Source organism: Pseudonocardia alaniniphila (assembly GCF_022524485.1).
Taxonomy (GTDB): Bacteria; Actinomycetota; Actinomycetes; order Mycobacteriales; family Pseudonocardiaceae; genus Pseudonocardia; species Pseudonocardia alaniniphila.
In genome coordinates this window covers 26,256-44,400 of record NZ_JAKXMK010000046.1, presented here as the reverse complement: position 1 = coordinate 44,400, position 18,145 = coordinate 26,256, and the positions used below count along the sequence as shown (strand labels likewise).

At 70.6% G+C, this 18,145-nt stretch carries 20 protein-coding genes; 8 read left to right on the top strand and 12 right to left on the bottom strand.

Annotated features, from left to right (window positions below):
• Position 1 precedes the first annotated feature (1 nt).
• Positions 2–826, bottom strand: coding sequence for an aldo/keto reductase (locus MMF94_RS38450; protein ID WP_241042408.1), 825 nt, complete (start codon positions 824–826; stop codon positions 2–4).
• A 288-nt stretch (positions 827–1,114) separates the two neighbouring features.
• Between MMF94_RS38450 and MMF94_RS38445 the strand changes: the two genes are divergently transcribed.
• The 3 genes from MMF94_RS38445 to MMF94_RS38435 all read left to right on the top strand — a co-directional run bounded on the left by MMF94_RS38445 (position 1,115) and on the right by MMF94_RS38435 (position 3,871).
• A complete protein-coding gene (locus MMF94_RS38445) occupies positions 1,115–1,936 on the top strand; it encodes a methyltransferase domain-containing protein (RefSeq protein ID WP_277398922.1) in 822 nt (273 codons plus the stop codon).
• A gap of 61 nt (positions 1,937–1,997) precedes the next feature.
• Entirely contained in the window at positions 1,998–2,192 is a 195-nt protein-coding gene (locus tag MMF94_RS38440; protein ID WP_241042406.1) for a hypothetical protein, read from the top strand.
• 116 nt (positions 2,193–2,308) lie between these two features.
• A complete protein-coding gene (locus MMF94_RS38435) occupies positions 2,309–3,871 on the top strand; it encodes a GMC family oxidoreductase (protein WP_241042405.1) in 1,563 nt (520 codons plus the stop codon).
• A gap of 45 nt (positions 3,872–3,916) precedes the next feature.
• On the opposite strand, the gene MMF94_RS38430 is transcribed toward MMF94_RS38435, so the two are convergent.
• From MMF94_RS38430 to MMF94_RS38410, 5 genes are all read right to left on the bottom strand, one after another.
• On the bottom strand, positions 3,917–4,579 hold the full coding sequence (locus tag MMF94_RS38430; protein ID WP_379660348.1) for a VC0807 family protein: 663 nt from the start codon (positions 4,577–4,579) through the stop codon (positions 3,917–3,919).
• Positions 4,576–5,178, bottom strand: a complete 603-nt coding sequence (locus MMF94_RS38425; RefSeq protein WP_241042403.1) for a TetR/AcrR family transcriptional regulator — start codon at positions 5,176–5,178, stop codon at positions 4,576–4,578. Before MMF94_RS38425 ends, MMF94_RS38430 begins: the two co-directional genes overlap by 4 nt.
• A gap of 14 nt (positions 5,179–5,192) precedes the next feature.
• The gene (locus tag MMF94_RS38420; protein WP_241042402.1) at positions 5,193–5,810 is read right to left on the bottom strand and encodes a hypothetical protein; all 618 of its coding nucleotides are present in this window, start codon (positions 5,808–5,810) and stop codon (positions 5,193–5,195) included.
• A 12-nt stretch (positions 5,811–5,822) separates the two neighbouring features.
• Complete coding sequence (locus MMF94_RS38415; protein WP_277398921.1) at positions 5,823–6,200, bottom strand: carbonic anhydrase; 378 nt, start codon at positions 6,198–6,200, stop codon at positions 5,823–5,825.
• A gap of 61 nt (positions 6,201–6,261) precedes the next feature.
• Positions 6,262–6,816: a dihydrofolate reductase family protein gene (locus MMF94_RS38410; protein ID WP_241042400.1), complete on the bottom strand. Its 555-nt coding sequence runs from the start codon at positions 6,814–6,816 to the stop codon at positions 6,262–6,264.
• 163 nt (positions 6,817–6,979) lie between these two features.
• Between MMF94_RS38410 and MMF94_RS38405 the strand changes: the two genes are divergently transcribed.
• Positions 6,980–7,474, top strand: a complete 495-nt coding sequence (locus MMF94_RS38405; RefSeq protein ID WP_241042399.1) for a hypothetical protein — start codon at positions 6,980–6,982, stop codon at positions 7,472–7,474.
• Positions 7,475–7,627: 153 nt separating this feature from the next.
• The gene (locus MMF94_RS38400) at positions 7,628–8,770 is read left to right on the top strand and encodes an MFS transporter (RefSeq protein WP_241042398.1); all 1,143 of its coding nucleotides are present in this window, start codon (positions 7,628–7,630) and stop codon (positions 8,768–8,770) included.
• Here MMF94_RS38400 and MMF94_RS38395 read toward each other — a convergent pair.
• Positions 8,754–9,980, bottom strand: coding sequence for a helix-turn-helix domain-containing protein (locus MMF94_RS38395; RefSeq protein ID WP_241042397.1), 1,227 nt, complete (start codon positions 9,978–9,980; stop codon positions 8,754–8,756). The genes MMF94_RS38400 and MMF94_RS38395 overlap by 17 nt on opposite strands.
• Before the next feature lie 153 nt (positions 9,981–10,133).
• Between MMF94_RS38395 and MMF94_RS38390 the strand changes: the two genes are divergently transcribed.
• The gene (locus MMF94_RS38390; protein WP_241042396.1) at positions 10,134–11,948 is read left to right on the top strand and encodes a flavin-containing monooxygenase; all 1,815 of its coding nucleotides are present in this window, start codon (positions 10,134–10,136) and stop codon (positions 11,946–11,948) included.
• 36 nt (positions 11,949–11,984) lie between these two features.
• On the opposite strand, the gene MMF94_RS38385 is transcribed toward MMF94_RS38390, so the two are convergent.
• From MMF94_RS38385 to MMF94_RS38375, 3 genes are all read right to left on the bottom strand, one after another.
• Positions 11,985–12,845, bottom strand: coding sequence for an oxygenase MpaB family protein (locus MMF94_RS38385; RefSeq protein ID WP_241042395.1), 861 nt, complete (start codon positions 12,843–12,845; stop codon positions 11,985–11,987).
• A 102-nt stretch (positions 12,846–12,947) separates the two neighbouring features.
• The gene (locus MMF94_RS43640; protein WP_338104418.1) at positions 12,948–13,259 is read right to left on the bottom strand and encodes a hypothetical protein; all 312 of its coding nucleotides are present in this window, start codon (positions 13,257–13,259) and stop codon (positions 12,948–12,950) included.
• Complete coding sequence (locus MMF94_RS38375; protein ID WP_379660343.1) at positions 13,256–13,678, bottom strand: ankyrin repeat domain-containing protein; 423 nt, start codon at positions 13,676–13,678, stop codon at positions 13,256–13,258. The genes MMF94_RS43640 and MMF94_RS38375 overlap by 4 nt, the downstream gene beginning before the upstream one ends.
• A gap of 86 nt (positions 13,679–13,764) precedes the next feature.
• Here MMF94_RS38375 and MMF94_RS38370 point away from each other — a divergent pair, with 86 nt between their 5' ends.
• On the top strand, positions 13,765–14,619 hold the full coding sequence (locus tag MMF94_RS38370; protein WP_241042394.1) for an alpha/beta fold hydrolase: 855 nt from the start codon (positions 13,765–13,767) through the stop codon (positions 14,617–14,619).
• Here the strand turns inward: MMF94_RS38370 and MMF94_RS38365 are convergent.
• Entirely contained in the window at positions 14,603–15,877 is a 1,275-nt protein-coding gene (locus tag MMF94_RS38365) for a M18 family aminopeptidase (protein WP_241042393.1), read from the bottom strand. The two genes, MMF94_RS38370 and MMF94_RS38365, sit on opposite strands and share 17 nt — an antisense overlap.
• A gap of 19 nt (positions 15,878–15,896) precedes the next feature.
• On the opposite strand from MMF94_RS38365, the gene mftG reads away from it, so the two are divergent.
• Complete coding sequence (gene mftG / locus MMF94_RS38360) at positions 15,897–17,345, top strand: mycofactocin dehydrogenase MftG (protein ID WP_241042392.1); 1,449 nt, start codon at positions 15,897–15,899, stop codon at positions 17,343–17,345.
• 10 nt (positions 17,346–17,355) lie between these two features.
• On the opposite strand, the gene MMF94_RS38355 is transcribed toward mftG, so the two are convergent.
• Positions 17,356–18,138, bottom strand: coding sequence for an arylamine N-acetyltransferase family protein (locus tag MMF94_RS38355; RefSeq protein ID WP_241042391.1), 783 nt, complete (start codon positions 18,136–18,138; stop codon positions 17,356–17,358).
• Between the last annotated feature and the right edge of the window lie 7 nt (positions 18,139–18,145).

Sequence of the window (18,145 nt, the reverse complement as noted above, 5' to 3'; positions counted from 1 at the left end):
GTCAGGGGAAGACGTCGGGGTCGAGGCCGGTGCGGCGACCGTTCTCGAGCTTCGCGATCGCGGCCATGTCCTCGTCGGACAGCCGGATGTCGAAGATGTCGATGTTCTCCCTGATGCGTGACGGCGTCACCGACTTGGGGATCACGATGTTGCCGAGCCGGAGATGCCAGGCCAGCACGATCTGCGCGGGCGACTTGCCGTGCCTCTCTGCGAGCCCGGCGATCGTCGGGTCCGTGAGCAGCTCCCCGCCCTTGGCGAGCGGGCTCCAGGCCTCGGTCGCGATCGCGTGCTCGCGGAGGTAGGCACGCAGCTCGCGCTGTGGGAGCCACGGATGCAGCTCGATCTGGTTCAGCGCCGGCAGCGTGTCGGTCTCCGCCGCGAGGCGCTCGAGGTCGGAGATCCGGAAGTTGGAGACGCCGATCGCGCGCGCCTTGCCGTCCGAGGCGATCTTCTCGAAAGCCCTCCAGGTCTCCACGATGCGTTCCGCCCGTGGGTGCGGCCAGTGGATCAGGCAGAGGTCGACCTGGTCGAGGCCGAGCCTCTGCAGGCTTTCGTCGAGTGCGGCGATCGCCTTGTCATAGCCGTGACGGTCGTCGGCCAGCTTCGTTGTGACGAACAGCTCCGCGCGCGGCAGCCCGCACTCGCGGACGGCCTGCCCCACGGCTTCCTCGTTGCCGTAGGCCGCGGCCGTGTCGATGTGCCGGTATCCGGCCTCGATCGCGTCGCGCACGACGACGGCCGACTCGACCGGCCAGGAGCCGAACCCGATCTGCGGGATCTCGACGCCGCTGTTCAGACGGACGATCGGTGTTTGCGCCTGCGACATGGGCCGAGGTTACCCATGTCCCAATGCCCTGCACCACCAATCGCAATGGGTCGCCCCGAGCGCTGAATAAATAACTCCCCGGGGTTATTGCTGACCGGCGAGGGGAAGTTCGAGGCGCGTGACGCGGCGGCACATCAGGAGGCCTCGCAAAGGCCATGGGGGAATCATGATTCCGGCGACCTGTAGTTACAGTCTGTCTCTTTTGTGGACGGTTGCAGCGGGGGCGGATCCACGGTGACAATGCTCACGTCGTCAGTTGCCGGGATCCCGTGAAGTAACTTCTGTGGTGTGTCGGATGGAGAACTGAGGGTTCGATCGTTCCAGTCGGATCGGGTCGACGAAAAGGAGATTTCATACCTCGTCGAGTTGCTCGATCAGCAGGCGGCGACGTCGGCCGTGAGCGAATTACGGGGCTGGGCGCACGAAGTTTTGGCGGTGTGCCCGGGTCAACGTGCGGTGGAGGTCGGCAGCGGCACCGGCTCCTCGGTCCAGCGGCTGGCAACTGCCGTCGGTCCGGATGGAGAGGCGATCGGTCTGGACGCGAACGAGGGATTGCTGGCCGTGGCGGAGGACCGAGCGCGGCGCGCCGGCTCAGCGGCCCGGTTCGTGCACGGAGACGTCCATGCGGCCCCGTTCGCGGACGGGTCGGTCGACGCGGTGCTGTGTGAACGGGTGTTCCAGTTCCTGGACCGGCCCGAGCACGCGGTCGCCGAGATCGCGCGAGTGCTGCGGCCGGGCGGGCGAGTTGTGTTGATCGACAGCGACTGGTCCAGCGCGACCTTGTACCCGGGCGACCCCGAGGTGCTGCGGACCATGGAGTCCATGCTGGCGGGCAGCCTCCATAACCGAGAGCCGCTGGCGGGCCGCAAGCTGCGAAGCTGGCTGGCAGGAGCGGGCTTGACGGTCACCGGCCACGAGGCGCGCACGCTGTTCCTGCCGTACGACATGTTCCTGAACGCCGGGCTGCTGGCGTTGACCGACCTGGCCGTCGCTCACGGCGAGATCACCGCAGAGCAACGGCAGCAGTTCCTCGCCGGGCTGGCGGACGCGCAGAGGCGAGGCGAGTTCCACGCCTCGGTCACGATGTTCGCCGCGGTGGCCCACCGGTGAGGTGATCTCGGCGAGTTACTTCCGATTGTGAATCTGCACTGGCAGAGGACCCCTGAGTGTCATGGGCGATATCGTCGCCGATCAGATCGGCTATGACCGCGCGCGCACCGACGAGTACGACGAATGGTGGTTCCGCGCGAACCGCTACGACCATGGCGTCGAGCGCAATACTGCGTGGTTTCGCGAGGTGGCGGATGCGGAAGCGATGCTGGCTGAGGCCGAGCTTGCCGCGTTCGGCCGGCGCGCCTGGGTGTGAGAATCCCCGGAGTTTTTCAGCTACGGAAGCTTTATGCGTGTCTCATGAAAAGCAGCCAACGAAAAGCCGTAGTTCGCACGATTTTCGTACTTTTCTGACGCGAAAGGTTGACAAGGATGGCTGCACCGACATCGACTCACGACTTCGTCATTGTGGGTGGAGGCAGCGCGGGGTGCGTCATCGCGGCCCGGCTGTCGGAGGACGAGAACGTCCGTGTTCTCCTGCTGGAGGCAGGCGGCCCGGGTCTGGACCGTGCCGCTGTACCGCGTGAATGGGTCAGTCTGCTGGGTTCGTCGATGGACTGGGGTACCGCCACCGTTGAGCTCGCGGCCACCGGGGCTGCGATGCCGTGGCCGCGCGGGCGCGGTCTCGGAGGGTCCTCGGCCATCAACGGCATGGTCTTCACTCGCGGCCACCCCTCCAGCTATGACGCCTGGGTCGAGGGCGGCGCGAAGGGGTGGGGATTCCTCGACCTGCTCCCGTACGCCATGCGCACCGAGAACACCACGGGTCGCGCCCCTGGACTGCGGGGGCGGGGTGGCCCGCTGACGGTCGCTCCGGCGAACGAGCCACATCCGGTGACGGTGGCGCTCCTGGACGGCGCGGTCGAACGCGGCCTTCCACGGGTGAAGGACGTCAGTGCCGGCGTGACAGAGGGGGTGGGGCTGACCGATCTGAATATCGTCGACGGGATCCGGCAGAGTGCTGCGGACGGGTATTTGGCGCCGGCGCTTCACCGGACGAACCTCGACGTGGTGACAGGGGCGACAGCCCGCAGGCTGATCGTCGAGCGGGGTCGCTGCACGGGCGTCGCGTACACGATCGGAGGCGAGGTTCTCGAAGCTGCCTGCTCGCAAGAGGTCGTGCTCACTGCGGGCGTCGTCGGGTCGCCGCAGTTGTTGTTGCTCTCCGGGATCGGACCGTGGACCCATCTCCGCGAGGCCGGCATCGCCGTGACGCTGGACCTTCAAGGTGTCGGCTCGAACCTGCACGACCACCCGATATCGACTGTCGTCCACAGCGCGGCGCGGCCGATGCCCCCGGGGCGGTTCAACCACGCGGAGGCGATCGGCCTGGTGCGTAGCAGCCCGGCCGCCGACGTGCCCGACCTGCAGCTCCTCTTCACAGTGATCCCGCACTACGCCCCGGTGTTGGCCGGGCCCGAGAACGGTTACTCGATCGGGTTCTCGGCCATGCTTCCGCACAGCAGGGGGACGGTTCGGCTGGACTGCGCCGATCCCACCGGCGTCCCTCTCGTGGACCCCGCTTACCTCACGGACGAGCGAGACATGGATGTCATGAGCGCGGGGCTGGAGCTCGCCCGCGAGATCGGCCGGGCTCCCGCGCTGGATCCTTGGCGCGGCGAGGAGGTGCTACCCGATCCTTCGGTCCGGGCTGAGCGCGACATGCGTGAATTCCTCAGGGCGAACCTGCTGACCTATTTCCACGGCGTGGGGACGTGCCGGATCGGGATCGACGACGGTGCGGTCGTCGCCCCTGACCTCACGGTGCACGGCATCGACGGGCTCCGCGTCGCCGACGCCTCGGTGATGCCCTCGATCGTCTCCGCCAACACCAACGCCACGGTCTACGCCATCGCCGAGCGCGCTGCCGACCTGCTCTCCGGTCGAGGGCCGGCCGGGTCTCCCGACGAGGTCGGCCCGGCCCAGAGGCAGTGACGCGTCCACGAGCACGCTGCGGCAGGCCGGCCCGCCACCAGGACGTCAGGCATCGAGGTGTTCCTTGCGGAGGTACCAGACGTGCCAGGTGATCAGGCACGCCAGCGCGCCGAGCCACACCACGGTGGTGACCAGGGAGATGAGGTCGATGGGCAGCGTGTAGACGAGCACGACGTGCGCCACGGCGTTGGCCAGCAACACGGCGCCCCAGACGGCCGTGTTGATGCGCAGTCCGCGCCGGAACCGGGCGTCGGTCTCCCAGCGGGCCGCCCACGCGGCCGCACCCTCGGCGCCGCGCTTGACCTCGGCGATCGTCCGGCCCAACGTCAGCTGGGCGGGCCTGCCGACGACGACGGTGACCAGCATCCACACGCCGAACAGGCCGCCGAGCGCGGCGGTCCACCCCTCCCGGATCGCCAGGGTGCGTGGGTCGTCCGACAGTAGGCCGAGCACGACGGAGAGCACCAGGACGCTCAACGTGACCAGGGCGGGGAGATCGACCCGGCGGTTTCGGACGATGGTCCAGACCACGAAGGGCGCGGCCACGAGGACGCCGGCCATGAGTGCCCACCACTGGCTCACGCCCGCGGCGCGCAGACCGTAGAACAGTGCCATCGGCACGACCACCTCGAACACGACGGTCATCGCGTTGGCGCGGATCACCCGGCATAGGCCCGCGTCGGGCACGGTCTTCTCGTCGATCATCAGGCGGATCCCCCCTCGGGATCGAGTGCGGTCGCCCGCACGTACAGATCGGCGAGCTCGCGCCCCAGGCGGGCGAGCTCGGTGGGTTCGGGTGCTGTGTCGGCCGCGGTGACGACGACCGCGTCGAGGCCGGTGATGAGGGCGATGGTCACGGTCCGCACGTCGAAGGGGCGGAAGACGCCCGCCGCCTGCCCGGAGCGGAAGTGCTCCTCGAACACGGCGAGACGGCCGTTGACGGCGGGGCTCTGCGAGGCGGCGTTTTTCACGATGTCGATCAGTGCCCGGACGGCCGCGGGGTGCTCGCCGACAAGCGCGAGGTTCGACTCGACGTAGGCGCGCAGGCGCGCGACGTGGCCGTCGGCAGCGTCGATGCGCGGCTGCATGAACGCCCCGGTGACCTGCTCGATCTCGGCGACGCACGCCGTGAGCAGGTCGTCCTTGCCTGCGAAGTGGTAGCTGATCATGCCGGTGCTCGACAGGTCCGCGTGCTTCGCGATCCGGCTGAACGACGCCTTGGCGTAGCCGACCTCGGCGATCACCTCGATCGCCGCCGTCACGATTTGGGCTCGCCTGCCCGACCCGGTGAACGTTCTTGCTTGCACGAACAGAAATTAGCTCATCCGAGCAAGGCGGTGCAAGCATGATCGGGAGACGTGGGCCCTGCCGGCCAGACGACCTGCCCGCGATCCGTGATGGGATCGATCAGCACGACGGCCTTCTGCGCGAGCCACCAGTTCGACGGCATCCTGTCTTCCGGGTCGGCCCGGCGCCGCTGCGCGCCGGCGGTCAGCCACCGGCGAAGCGCATCGACGATCGCGTCGGAGGGTGCCTCGGGAGGGACGGGAAGGCTTCGAATCATGAGATCGACTCGTCGCCCGGCGAACCGTGACCACCGCGGCAACTGGCGGTGCTCGAAGTGGTCGGGGTAGGAGTTCCGGCCGTGCTCCGACACCCCGAAGTCGACGTGTCGCTTCCGCTGGCCGAACGTGAACGGTTCGCCCAGGATCGCCGCGTAGAACGTCCACACGTCGATGTCCTTGACGCCCGTTGTGCCATCGAGGCGGTGGAGCGCAGCTCCCTGCGCAAGGGTCACGCAGAGCCGGCGTGCCGAGTACTCCGGACGCCCCTGCCGCCGGGTGAAGTGGCGGTGGTCCTCGTCGGCGATCACCGACAGACGTGCAAGGTGAGCATCGGTCAGTGGTGCGTACGAGCGTTCTGTCGCGTTCGCGGTCACGCCGGCAATTCTTCAGTCGAGCAGGTCGATCTTTCCGCTGGACAGGGTGAGCACGCCGCCCCGAATGGTCAACTTGCCGGCCTGCACCGCCTGCGCAAGCCCGGAAGCCATGGCGGGCAGCGCGGCGACCACCAGGCGCACGTTCGCTGCAATGGCCTCGTGCAGCAACGCCGGTCCGGTTGCGCCGGTCCGGCGCGCCTCCGCCACCGCCGGTTGAATCGGGTCCGTCAACGGCGCGAACTCTCCTGCGGGCATCTTCCCGTCAGCCACATCGATCGCGGTCTTGACGGCGCCGCAGTCGTCGTGACCGAGCACCAGAAGCACGTCGGCACCCAGGGAAAGAATTGTCTGCGCAGGTCGGTTCGAACAAATCGACGAGCGACAACGCACCCGGAACCTGACAAGGAGGTTCCGGGGTGCGTTGTCAAACCCGCGACGTGGGGCGATCGGTTCAGTCCGAGGTGCCCGGCCCGTAGGTCAACTGCACCACTCCGTTGTCGAAGGCCTGGCTACCGACAAGGGTCATCGTCGTCTTCGGTGTGCCCTCGGGGAACAGCCGCAAGCCCGTGCCGAGTGCGACCGGGTAGACGAACAGGTGGAGTTCGTCGACCAGGCCGTCGGCGATCAGGGCCCGGACGAGAGTGGCGCTACCGCTGATGTAGATCCCGCCGTCCACGCCATCCTTGAACTTGCGGATGGATTCGGTGTCGTAGCCGCCGAGCACGCTCGAGTTGTTCCAGTCGGCCTGCTCCAAGGTGGAGGAGACGACGTACTTGGGGGTGTCGTTGAAGAACGGGGCCCCGGGGTCGTCTTCCACGGTGCGGGAGGACCAGGCCGGGGCGAACATCTCGTAGGTGGTGCGGCCGAGCAGGATGGCCGTGCACGAACCCGTGACGGTGCCCAGGGCGTCGCTCATCCCGGGGGTGAACTCGTAGCCGAAGGTCCAGGTCGGTGTGTCGATCACTCCGTCGATGGTGGTGAACTCGTGCACCTTGATCGTGCCCATCATGCGCTCCTTCAGCGGTCGGCCTGGCGTTTCGCCCGCCCCGTCGGGCTCATCGAGGCCTCGTGGTGGTTGAGGATCGTCTCCGGATGATCCCATCTGTTCGACTTTTACCGTTGTGGGGTGCCATGGCGAAATGTCCGGTGATCCAGTGGATGCTTGGCGGGTGGCAGGCGAAGCGATGGCGCGACGGTTGCGAGTCCAGGGTGCGGTGGAGCTCTTGTGTGCCGTGCTGCTACCCGCGGTGTTCCTACGAGTGACCGGCCCGACGGCGGGCGCCGTGGCGGCCTGGGTCGCGGTCGACGCGGCGCTCGTCGTCGGGGCCTGCTATTGGTTCGCCCGCGCCGCCAAGGCGAGCCGGGGTCTCGCGCGCACCCCGAACCTGCGTGCATTCGCCATTGCGCGCGTGGGACTGATCGTCGTGCTCGGTGTCACGCTGGTCGTGGTCGTCGCCGACATCGTGACCGGTGGCGGTTTCGCGCAGTGGTTCGCGGCGGCGGTGTGGCTCTTCGCCGTGGCCGAGTACGTCAACTACTTCCATCTCCAGCTCAGCTACCAGAGCGCTGCCGACCTCCGCAGACTGATCCGCCGGGGCCGACCGGCGCCGGCGCACCTCGGGCGGGAGCTGGCCCGCCCCGCCGGCAGTCTCATGGAGACATGACGCGGAGTGCGGCGCGCGCGGAACAGCGATACGTGTCCATGTCGCGACCGCTCATCGAAAAGCGTTCGGCCGGGGCGACGGGGGTCCGTTAGCTTGGGCGTTATGCCCGGTTGACGCACCTTGCCGCCCCCGGCCCGTCCGCTGGCCCGACGCATGCTCGGGTGGGCGTTGCTGGCCGATGTCATCCCGCTCTACCCCCTCTACGCGCTGCTGTTCGCCGACAGCGGCCTGTCCGCGGCCGAGATCTCCGCGCTGTTCGCGATCTGGTCCGCCGTCGGGGTCGTCGCCGAGGTGCCGTCCGGTGCGCTCGCCGACCGCTTCTCGCGGCGCGCCTGCCTGGTTGCCGCTGGGGTCCTGCAGGCCTGCGGCTACGGCGCCTGGGTTCTGCTGCCGAGCTTCGCCGGGTTCGCGCTCGGGTTCGTCCTCTGGGGCTTGGGCGGTGTGCTCGTGTCCGGCGCGCAGGAGGCACTGCTCTACGACGGGCTGGTCGCCGCAGGCGCCGAGGAGCAGTACGCCCGGGTCAACGGGTGGGTCACCGCAGCGGAGCTGGTCGCGCAGCTCCCGGCCGCGCTCGCCGCCACCGTGCTGTACGCCGTGGGCGGGTTTCCGCTGGTCGGGTGGGTGAGCGTCGGAGTATGCCTGGCCGCGGCCGCGATGGCGTCCCGCCTGCCGGAGCCCCCGCGTGGGAGCGGCACCGACGAGGACGAGGACGAGCTGAGCTATCTCGCGACGCTGCGCGCCGGTCTCGTCGTCGCCGCGAACCGGCCCGGTGTCCGTGCCGTCGTGGTGGCCACGGCCTTGCTGGGAGCCTTCGACGCGGTGGAGGAGTACTTCCCGCTCATCGTCGTCGGCTGGGGGGTGCCTACGGCCTTCGTCCCGGTGGCCGACCTGCCGATCGTGCTGGCCGGGGTGGTGGGGGCCGCCCTCGCGGGGCGGGCAGGCCGGCTGGGCTCCGTGTCGCTCGCCGTGGTGCTCGGAGCTGCGATGTTCCTGTTCGGAGCGGCCGGGCTCGCCGACCATCCGGCGGGGATCGCGGCGCTGGCCGCGTTCTACGGCGCGTACCGGTGCGTCCTCGTGGTGGTGGACGCGCGCCTGCAGGAGCGGATCGAGAGCCGATCGCGTGCCACGGTCACCTCAGTGGCCGGAATCGGCACCGACATCGCCACCTTCGGCGTGTACGCGGCATGGGCCGTCGGCGCGATTCCGCTGGTGGCGGCCCTCGGCGTGCTGATCTCCGTGGCCTTGCCCCGACTGCTGCGCGCTCCGGTCGCGCCGGACGTCACGAGGAGTGGATGACTCCCGCCGCCGGCTCCCGCAGCTCGACGCGCACCCCTGCGGCGATGCGGTACGGCCGGTGCTGCAGCAGCGGGCCGAGCGTCCGGCGCAGCCGTGACATCTCGGCGCGCACGGTGACGCGGCTGCCGCCCTCGCCGAAGAGGTCCTCGGCGAGCTGCGCGGCCGAGCGGCCCTCCGGACTGCGGGCCAGCGCCCGGAGCACCTCGGCGTGGCGCGGGGTCAGCGTCTGCTGCCAGGAGCCGCTGGCGGTGGTCACGTGAATCTGGGGCGGCGCGCTCGTGAGGTCGACCAGCAGATGGGTGGGACCGTCCGCGCCCGCCGTCCGGGGGCGAAGCAGCCATCCTCCCGGCAGTGGTTCGGCGCTGCAGAGCCCGAGTCCCGGCAGCCACACCTCGCCCGCCGCCAGTGCGTCGGGCATCGCCACCCTGGCCGGGACGGGGAGATCGACCGCGGCCGCGGGGATGCCGTCCTGACTCACCACCAGAGCCGGGCCGGACAGCCGGGCGAGCACCGGCGCCGCGACCACCCGCAGCCGCTCGACCGCCCGCTCGTGCGTGAGCCGTAGCTCCAGCTCGACGAGCCGGGCGACGGCGTCGACGAGCGCAACCGTGCTGGCGTGGACGGTGTGGGCGGGCCCGCTCAGGTCGACCGCGCCCAGCAGGCGGTCGGTGATCGGGTCGTGCAGGGGCGCTGCCGCGCAGGTCCACGGCTGGTGGCCTTCCGACCAGTGCTCCCCGGCGTAGACGTGCAGGGGTTCCTCGACCACCAGGCTCGTGCCGATCGCGTTGGTGCCGACGGTGTTCTCGTCCCACGCCGAGCCCTCGACGAACCGGAGGTCGTCGGCCCGGCGCCGGACGGCGGCTCCGCCCTCGCGCCACAGCACGTGCCCCTCGGCGTCGACCACGACCATGATCTGGGCGGCTGCCTCGGCCACAGGCAGCAGCCGGGCCCGCAACAGCGGGAGGAGGGGCGCGAGCCCGCTGGCCGCGCGGCGCTGCTCGAGGTCGGCCTGGTCGAGCAGCGGTTGCTCGGCCGATCCGCGTGGGTCGAGCCCGGCGTCCCGCACCCGCCGCCACGATGCGCTGATCACCGGCCGTGGGGAGACCGGGGGAGCGGCCCCGCTCAGAGCGGCATCCCGTACCCGGCCGAGCACCCTGGCCCGCTCTCGTGGGTCCTCACCGGGCCGTACTGCGCTCTCCGGACGGGGCATGGGTTCCTCCGGCCGCCATCCTGCAACCCGCGCGATACGGGGCACAAGGGACCGTTGCAACCCCTTGCAACCCTGCTGTGTTGCTCCGTCGCCGTGTTTCCTGCGAACCAGGGCGCCGTCGACGAGGAGGGCGCACGACCACGGGGAGCGAGAATGACGCAGACGCTCGAACCGGCGTCCGGCACGACGGCGCGTGAACGTGTCGACACGTGGCTGGCGGACTTCGAAGCGGCGCTGGCCGCGCGGGACGCCGAGCGCGCGGCCGGGTTGTTCGCGACCACCTCGTTCTGGCGCGACCTCATCGCGTTCACCTGGAACATCACCACGGTCGAGGGCCGCGAGGGTGTGGCGGAGCTGCTGCGGACCACGCTCGAGCGCACCGACCCCCGGGGTTTCCGTACGACCGAGGAGCCGACGGAGGCCGGCGGCGTCGTCGAGGCGTGGCTGGAGTTCGAGACGGCCGTCGGGCGTGGCCGGGGGCATCTGCGGCTGGTCGAGGAGGGGGCGTGGACCTTCCTCACCACGCTCTACGAGCTGAAGGGCCACGAGGAGCCCCAGGGCGAACAGCGGCCCATGGGTGTGGAGCACGGGGCCCACCGCGACCGGATCTCCTGGAAGGAGGCCCGCGAGGCGGAGCAGGCCGAGATGGGCCGCACCACCGAGCCCTATGTGGTGGTCGTCGGGGGCGGTCAGGGCGGGATCGCGCTGGGCGCGCGGTTACGGCAGCTGGGGATCCCGCACGTGGTGGTGGACCGCCACCCACGTCCGGGCGACCAGTGGCGCAGCCGCTACAAATCGCTCTGCCTGCACGACCCGGTCTGGTACGACCACCTGCCCTACATCGACTTCCCGAAGAACTGGCCGGTCTTCTCGCCGAAGGACAAGATCGGCGACTGGCTGGAGATGTACACGAAGGTCATGGAGATCAACTACTGGTCCTCCACGACCGCCACCAGCGCGTCCTACGACGAGGCGGCCGGCGAGTGGACCGTGGTGCTCGACCGGGCAGGCGAGCAGGTGGTGCTGCACCCCAAGCAGCTCGTGCTGGCCACCGGCATGTCCGGCAAGGCGAACGTGCCCACCCTCCCCGGCCAGGACCGCTTCCGCGGCGATCAGCACCACAGCTCCCAGCACCCCGGGCCGGATGCCTACGCGGGCAAGCGCGTGGTGGTGATCGGCTCGAACAACTCGGCTCACGACATCTGCGCGGCGCTGTGGGAGCACGGCACCGATGTGACGATGGTGCAGCGCTCGTCGACGCACATCGTGAAGTCCGACTCGCTGATGGAGCTGGGGCTGGCCGACCTGTACTCCGAGCGGGCGGTGGCGGGCGGGATCACGACGCAGAAGGCGGACATGATCTTCGCGTCGCTGCCGTACCGGATCATGCACGAGTTCCAGAAGCCGATCTACGACGCGATCCGCGAGCGCGACGCCGACTTCTACGAGCGGCTGGAGAAGGCAGGCTTCTGGCTCGACTTCGGTGACGACGAGTCGGGCCTGTTCATGAAGTACCTGCGGCGCGGCTCGGGCTACTACATCGACGTCGGCGCGGGTGACCTCGTCGCGAACGGGGACATCAAGCTCGTGCGTGGCACGGTCCGTGAGCTGACGGAGGACGCCGTGGTGCTCGACGACGGCACCGAGCTGCCCGCAGATCTCGTGGTCTACGCCACCGGCTACGGCTCGATGAACGGCTGGGCCGCCGACCTGATCAGCCAGGAAGTGGCCGACAAGGTCGGCAAGGTCTGGGGTCTGGGCTCCGCCACCACCAAGGACCCCGGGCCGTGGGAGGGCGAGCAGCGCAACATGTGGAAGCCCACCCAGCAGGAGGGGCTGTGGTTCCACGGCGGCAACCTGCACCAGTCCCGCCATTACTCGCTCTATCTGGCCCTGCAGCTGAAGGCGCGCCACGAAGGCATCCCGACGCCCGTGTACGGGCTTCAGGAGGTGCACCACCTGTCCTGAGGCCCACAGGGGTGGGTAGCGGCGCCCCCGGTGCCGCTACCCACCAGTGGCAAGAGAGGAATGCGGCCGTTCTGATACATCGTCCCGGCCGTGGACCAGCCGGCGCGCCCGTTGGATCTCCGGCGGTGCCGGCATGTCGGGCAGCAGGTGGGTGGCCGTGCGCAGCGTCCGCAGGGTGAGGGTGGCGCCGAGATCGGTGGTCGGCACACCCGGGAGTCCGTACATGCGGCGCGCCCAGCGGGGCAGGGACGCGAGGGCGAGCGAGGCGATGGCCGGGACGGCCAGCTTCGTCACGACGGTCGGGGCCGCGCCGCCCTTCGGGGCGAACATGTTGCCCACGGCGTGGCGGGCCTCGTCGGTGAGCCCGAGCTCGGGACGCATGCTCTCGATGTAGGTCCGCATCTCGATCCGTGACGCCGGGGCGGCCGGCAGCCCCACGACGCGGGCGGCCCGGACGCTCTCGGCGAAGTACTGGTCGACCTGCTGGTCGTCGATGATCCCGGCCCGGCGTGCGATGTCGGCGTACGAGTCGATCTCCGTGGAATGCACCCAGAGCAGCCCTGACGGCTCGTCGATCCGGAACGTCGCCCCGGTCACGGGGTCGTGGCCGCGCAGCGAGGCGTGCAGCCTGCGCACGCGGGCGGCCGCGGCCTCCACGGCGGCGGTCGTGCCGAACGTCCGGACGCCGACGAACTCCACGGTGCGCTGGAACCTCGACCACGCCTTGCGCGGGTCGAACAGCGCCGAGTTCTGATAGGTCCCGCGCATCACGCGGGGATGCAGCGACTGCAGCAGCAGCGCCCGGAATCCGCCGACCCAGAGCACCGGTTCGAGGTGCACGCGCCACGTCACGGAGTCGGGCCCGAACAACCCGTAGTCCTGCGGCTCCTCGGCCACGTCGCCTCCTTCGCCGGCGGGTGCGGGCGGCAGCCCCGTGCCGCGACGTCCCCAGCACAACATGATCGGCGCGTTGTCGCGACCCGATCACCTGAGGGGACCTCAGCCCGTGTCGCCGGCAGGGTCGCGCGGATCGCCGTCGTAGTCCTCACCGTCGTCGACGCCATCCTTGACGTCGTCGCCGCCGCTGTCACCTGCCTGGGGGCGCCGCAGCCGGTATTCGCCACCGTGCCCGGCCACTTCGTGCAGGTCGTAGTGGTGCACGATCTTCGGTCCGTCGTGCAGATGGGTGTAGCGGACGGTGCAGGGCGCCGGTTCGGATGGCTCGCGGGTGTGCACGCGCCCGTCCAGCGGGCCGCCGACGAACCAGTAGACGTTGCGCTCGCCCGCCAGAGACGCTTCCTCGGCCGTCACGACTGTTGTCTCCGCTGCAGGAGCTCCAGCATGTCGGGGAGATCGAAGAAGGTGGCAGTGGCGAGGGCCGACTGGCTGCCCTGCTCGGGGTCGGCTCCCGCGCCGAGGAGGGCGGTGACGCTCTCGGCGCAGCGGTGGAACGTGGCGGCGGCGAGCGCTGTCTGGCCGCGGTCGTTGAGGCGGGCGGGGTCGGCGCCGCGTTCCAGCAACGCTGTGACCGTGTCCGAGTGTCCGTGGTAGGCGGCGAGTATCAACAGGGTGTCACCGTTGTCGTTCGTGAGATTGGCCGGCAGCCCGGCGTCGACATGGGCAATCAGCTCGGCGGTGTGACCTTCACGCGCAAGATCGAACATCCGGTGCGCGAACGCCAGCGTCTCGGCGTCCAGGCCACCCGCGATATTGGGTTGCTCCGGTTGCATCCGCTACACGGTACGGGCGCGACGGCATGAGCGCCCAACTGATCGTCGGTCTTCTCGGGCGCATCATGTCGTGCCAAGGTCGCGACGTGACCGAACCCGGGATCCACGCATTCGACGTGCCGGGCGCCCGGCTGCACCTCGAGACCCGTGGGAACGGCCCGCTGCTGCTGTTCGTCGTCGGCGGAAACGGGGATTCGACGATCTACGGCGGCGTCGCCGCTGCACTCGCCGACCGATTCACCGTGGCCACCTACGATCGGCGCGGCTTTGTCCGCAGCCCCGTGTCCGGCCCGGTGGACGACGACACCCGCATCGCCACCGACGTCGACGACGCGTGCCGACTGATCGACCATCTCGGTGGCGCTCCCGCTCACGTGTCCGGAAGTAGTTCCGGGGCGATCGTCGTGCTGGAACTCATGGCACGGCACCCCGATCTCGTCGCCACCGCAGTTGCGCACGAACCGCCGATCACCGGGCTGCTGCCGGACGGAGCCGACTGGCGTGCCTTATTCGACGACGTGTACGCGACCTACCGCGCCGAAGGTGTGTGGCCGGCGATGCAGCGGTTCGGCGTGGCGGTCGGGGTGGGCGGCAGCGGGCCGCCGCCCGGTGTGGAGCTTCCGCCGCCCGTCGCCGAGATGATGGCGCGGGCCGAGCCGAACGCGACGTTCTGGCTGGAGCACGAACTGCGCTCCTACCCCCGCTACGACCCCGATCCGGATGCGCTCGCCGCGGTCGCAGACCGGATCGTGCTCGCAGGGGGAGCGCAATCGCGAGAGCACATGCCCTACCGGCCGAATCTCGTGCTCGCCGAGCGGCTGGGACTCGGGGTCGTCGACTTCCCCGGTGGGCACGTGGGATACGCGACGCACCCCGCAGAGTTCGCGTCCCGGCTCGCCACGGTGCTGACGCAGGAAGGGAGCGTCACGCCGGGTCGGTGAGGAACGCCGTGGCCGCAGCGGCGAGGTGGCCGGGGTCGCGCACCCCGCACAGCTCCCGGGCCGAGTGCATCGACAGCACCGGGATCCCGACGTCGACGGTCCGAATCCCGAGACGGGTGGCCAGGAGCGGCCCGACGGTGGTGCCGCACGGCACCGTGTTCTTCCCGACGAAGAACTGGGTGGGCACGTCCGCGTCCCGGCAGGCGCGGTGCCAGGCGGCCGCGCCCAGGGCGTCGGTGGCGTAGCGCTGGTTGGCGTTGACCTTCAGCGCCGGGCCGCAGTTCGGCAGCGACCGGTGGGTGGGGTCGTAATGGCCGAGGTAGTTCGGGTGCGCCGCGTGCGTCACGTCCACGGAGAGACAGCGCGACATCGCGAACGCGGTGCCGCGGGCGTCGAAGCCACCGGCGAGCCGCGTCAGCACCGTCTCCAGCAGAGGGCCGGACGCACCGCTGGCCGAGCCGCTGCCGATCTCCTCGTGGTCGAAGCCGACGAACACCGGGATCACGGCCGGGCGGTCGGAGGCGGCGACGTCGTCCGACGCCGCGAGGAGCGCGCCGAGGCCGGCGTGCACGGAGGCGAGGTTGTCCAGCCGGGGTGCGGCCAGCAGGTCCTCCTCCTCGCCGAGCAGCGCGGGCGGATTGACGTCGTGCACGACGAGGTCGTGTGCCGCCACCTCGTCAGGGTCGACGCCGACCTCGCCTGCCAGGAACTCGATCAAGTCGCCGTCGGAGGGCGAGCCGAGGCCCCAGACGGGCTGCAGGTGCTGCTGGGCGTCGAGGGTGAGGCCCTGGTTGACCTGGCGGTCGAGGTGGATGGCCAGCTGCGGCACCCGCAGCAGCGGCCGGTGGATGTCCACGAGCACGCTGGTGCCGTCGTAGAGCGCGAGCCGGCCGGCCAGGCCGAGGTCCCGGTCGAGCCACGAGTTCCACAGCGCCCCGCCGTACACCTCCACGGCAACCTGCCGCCAGCCGCCCGCTCCCATGTCGGGGCGCGGCTTGACCTTGAGCGTCGGCGAGTCGGTGTGCGCCGCGAAGATGCGCATCGGGGTGCCGGGCCGGACGGACTCAGGCACGAACCAGGCGAGCAGCGTGCCGTCCCGCACGAGGTAGCGGCCGCCGGGGCGGTCGTCCCACGGGCCCGCCTCGGGCTGCTCGGTGAACCCGGCGGCGGAGAGGCGTCTGACACCCTGGGCCACGGCGTGGTACGGGGTGGGCGCGGCTGCGATGAAGTCGGCGAGGTCCTGCGCGAGATCCGTCATCGGGTGCATCCTCTCCCACGTGCCCCGGCAGGAGTTCGACGTGGTGGTCGTTGGGGCCGGTTCAGCCGGTTGCGCTCTGGCTGCCCGGTTGACGGAGGACCAGGCACGGCGGGTGTTGCTGCTGGAGGCAGGTCCGGCCGAGTCCACACCCGACCTGCTCGACGTCGGGTCGCTGGCCGCGACCCAGCCGGGGCATCCGAGCAACTGGGCCTACCCCGCGCAGCTGCGCCCCGGCCGTGTCACCACGGTGCCGCGCGGCCGCGGGCTCGGGGGGTCGAGCGCGATCAACGGGGCGAGCTGGCTGCGGGCCACCCCCGCGGACGCCGACGGCTGGGGTGTTCCCGGGTGGACGTGGGCCGACCTGCTCCCGCACTACATCCGCAGCGAGAACGACCTGGATCATCCCGGCTCACCCTGGCACGGTGACCGCGGACCGGTACGTGTGCAGCGGCCGACAGCGCAGCTCACGCACCCGGCCACCACCCGCTTCCTCGCCGCGGCGGGACGTCTCGGCTTCCCCGCTGAACCCGACAAGAACGCGGGTGGGCCACCCGGCGCCGGGCTCCTGCCCAGCAGCGGCATCGACGGAGTGCGGGTGAGTACCGCGCGTGCCTACCTTCGCGAGCCCCGCACCAACCTCGTGCTGCGCACTGACTCCGCCGTGGCGCGCGTGCTGCTCGACGGCGACCGGGCCCGCGGCGTCGAACTGCACGACGGCACGGTGGTCGAAGCGGGGGAGGTCGTGCTCGCCGCGGGCGCGATCGCGACGCCCCAACTGCTGCTGCTGTCGGGGATCGGACCACCCGACGACCTGCGCGCGGTGGGCGTCGCCGTGGCGCGCGATCTGCCGGGCGTGGGCCAGGACTGGTCGGATCATCCCGCCGTGTACCTCCCGTTCGGCACCGGCGACCCGCCCGCCCACCCGCACGCGACGTGCGTCCAGGCCTCACTCGACCTGGACGCCGGGGCCGATCCGGCCGGTGACGTGGAGGTCATGCTGTTCGTCCGGCCGTTCGAGAACGGGAGCGACCTGCACCTGATGTGCGCGCTTCAGCGCCCCGACAGCCGCGGGACGATCACCCTCACCTCGCCCGACCCGCGGGCCCGCCCCCAGGTCTCCTACGCCTACCTGCGCACGGAGCACGACCGGCGCCGCCTGCGGCACGCGATCCGCGTGGGGGCCGACATGCTCCGGGCCGGGCTCGGCACACGCACGGCTCCGACGGGCGACGTCCTCGGCTCCGACCGCGCGCTGGACGGCTGGATCGCCGCTCACCTCGGCACCACCCAGCACCTCAGCGGAAGCGCCGCGATCGGCCCCGTCGTGGACTCCGAGCTGCGCGTGCACGGCGTCGCGGATCTGCGGGTGGCGGACACCTCGGTGCTGCCGGTGGTGCCGCGCCGCGGGACGGCCGCCACCGCCGTCGCCATCGGGGAGAAGGCGGCGGAGCTGCTCCGGCGCCGCTGACGGACCGGAGTCAGGAAGCCGTCGAGCTCTTCTCGACCGCGAGGGGTCGCCAGGGCCGGTCGATCACGATCTCGAACCGCTCGGCCAGCAGCGACCGCTCCTCGTCGGCGTCGACCCTCCGGTCGATCCGGACGTCGTGGTCGATCTCGGAGAACACCCCGTTGAGCAGCGAGATCCGGCCGTCGGGAGTGGGCAGCACGGCGAAGCGACGGGCCACGAAGTACGAGTGCGGGTCGTGCTCGTGGTAGCGGGAGCGCTCCCCGAACTCCGGCAGCTCCCTCGCCCGCGGGTACCAGGCCCAGCCCGGCTCCCAGCGGCCGTCGTGGCGGCGCTCGGACGTCCACCACAGGTCACCGTCGCGCTGCAGCCGGACGTGACCGTGGACGCCGGTCCGCAGCGGCACGGGGTCGATCCAGCTCCCACCGTTGCCGCAGTCGGCGAGGAACAGGCCGTCGAACGTGTCGACGAGCAGCCGCAGGTGGTCGAAGTCGGGGCCGTGGGTGCCGTCCTCGCCGATGGTGAACGCCGAGAACAGCGTGACGTCGAAGCCCAGCTCACGCAGGAATCCCGCGAACAATCCGTTGAGCTCGTAGCAGTAGCCCCCGCGCCGGCGGCGGATCATCTTGTCGGCGATGTCGTCAAGGTGTAGCGAGATCGGCACGCCGAGGTGGATGTCGTAGTCCTCGGACGGCATCGTCAGGGCGAAGGCGCGGTGCAGTTCGGAGAGCGTCGCGCCCGTGGGCGCGGCCGGGGGCTTGGCCCCGATCCGGTCGAGGAGGGCGTCCACATCCATGCCTCCG